This window comes from Xenorhabdus koppenhoeferi, assembly GCF_900116635.1.
Classification (GTDB): Bacteria; Pseudomonadota; Gammaproteobacteria; order Enterobacterales; family Enterobacteriaceae; genus Xenorhabdus; species Xenorhabdus koppenhoeferi.
Map to the genome: position 1 here is coordinate 1 of NZ_FPBJ01000085.1, position 1419 is coordinate 1419.

A 1419-nucleotide genomic window follows, 5' to 3' on the forward strand; every position below is an offset into this window, starting at 1 on the left:
AACACGAGATTACAAAACACCGAATGAGTTATTTAAAGGAATACCCACTCATTTACTTCGTCCATTACGGTGTTGCGCTTAATATGTGAATCCAAGATATGTTTCTTTATTAATGGATACAGATAAAAGTCTGAGTGGCTCGCAATTGCTTAGTATTGCATTGATTGCAGTAGTTAATATTGGTGAACAAATAGCACGGATTCGAGGAGTGGAATACTCATGAATAATATTTTTCGTCGTATTCGTATCAACAGTGAATTAATAGAAGAGATGAGCGACGCTGATTTACAGTCTTTATTCTCATCAAGTCATGAAGTCATTTACTCAATAACAAACGGAATGAAGTCGATTGCGAATTTAGCGAGCGCTGCTGTTAATAGTGAAGAATACTCACCTGACGAAGCAACGACTGACCTAGATAGATTATCCCGGCTATTTTCTGTATTGCCTCTTATTATCGAAGCTGAACACGAAAATAACATTAGTGCAGTTAGTGAAATAAGAGAAAGACGGCAAATAAAAAAACAGAGACAATAATTGAATCCATAAGGAATGACCATGAAAACACTTAAACCCATTGAAACCGCCACGAACATTAAGATGATAAAATAATAGACAAGTTTTAATTACAGCGCCATCGCTGGGGATTCGCTAACTCCAAAAACGGAGAATATAAATGACACAATCAACTTTGCTTGAAAGAAAGCGAAAGGCGCTTATTTACGCCAAGCTGGATACATTAAAAAAGAAGTATGGCTCTTATTCTGAATTTATTGAAGTAGATAACTTTAATTACAGACTCGATTTAGACGAGGAAATATTAACTATTGCATTAATATGTTCCTTTGAGCGCGATGTATTAGCAGTAAATAAAAAATCAGAAGCAGAACAACTTATCGTAGATACATATAACAGTTTTTATACCCAGTTTGGAAATCTAACCGAAGACGGCAATGCATTTATAAATGAAGTATTAAAACTCGTTGCACGCAAAACAGAACCTATAAAAGGAAATAAAAAATGAAAAATAAAACTTATTCAGACCTTGCTAATACCGCTATCCAAAACGAGAAAGAAGAAAAATATGAACTGGCCGCTATATATTGGGGCAAAGCTAAAACTGTAGCCACCAGTCTTAATGCTCAATTATGGGCTGAATATCGCCAAGGGCATAATGAAAAAAGATATTCATTGCACCACAGCCACAGCAAGGCATTAAGAGACCAAGAAAACCAGAGAATAGCCTTGGAATTAAAAAAACACATAGATAGACAGGTGGCAAATGATGACAGCATATGAACAGGCAAAAGAATTAGCGCGTAATTTAGATGGCGTCGTCATGAAATACTCAACCAAAGAGCAAGGCAGCGGATTTGGACTGCGGCAAGAAACGATGCACTGTTTTTGGCGTAACGGGTC

3 protein-coding genes and 1 pseudogene are annotated in these 1419 nt (G+C 36.5%); 3 read left to right on the plus strand and 1 reads right to left on the minus strand.

Translation table 11 applies throughout. The annotated features are described in order from the left end of the window. Positions 1 to 219 precede the first annotated feature (219 nt). The 3 genes from BM329_RS14185 (at position 220) to BM329_RS14195 (ending at position 1299) form a co-directional block, all read left to right on the plus strand. Positions 220 to 537, plus strand: a complete 318-nt coding sequence (locus BM329_RS14185; RefSeq protein WP_245759106.1) for a hypothetical protein — start codon at positions 220 to 222, stop codon at positions 535 to 537. 139 nt (positions 538 to 676) lie between these two features. Next, a complete protein-coding gene (locus BM329_RS14190) occupies positions 677 to 1024 on the plus strand; it encodes a hypothetical protein (RefSeq protein ID WP_092554456.1) in 348 nt (115 codons plus the stop codon). Beyond that, positions 1021 to 1299, plus strand: a complete 279-nt coding sequence (locus BM329_RS14195; RefSeq protein WP_092554459.1) for an ANR family transcriptional regulator — start codon at positions 1021 to 1023, stop codon at positions 1297 to 1299. Before BM329_RS14190 ends, BM329_RS14195 begins: the two co-directional genes overlap by 4 nt. Before the next feature lie 38 nt (positions 1300 to 1337). Here the strand turns inward: BM329_RS14195 and BM329_RS14600 are convergent. Further along, positions 1338 to 1419 (minus strand): annotated as a pseudogene (locus BM329_RS14600) (IS5/IS1182 family transposase); the annotation flags it as partial.

What these genes read in the sequence shown, in the direction of transcription:
- BM329_RS14185 (WP_245759106.1), top strand. Translation starts at nt 220, where the DNA reads ATGAATAATATTTTTCGTCGTATTCGTATCAACAGTGAATTAATAGAA.
- BM329_RS14190 (WP_092554456.1), top strand. Translation starts at nt 677, where the DNA reads ATGACACAATCAACTTTGCTTGAAAGAAAGCGAAAGGCGCTTATTTAC.
- BM329_RS14195 (WP_092554459.1), top strand. Translation starts at nt 1,021, where the DNA reads ATGAAAAATAAAACTTATTCAGACCTTGCTAATACCGCTATCCAAAAC.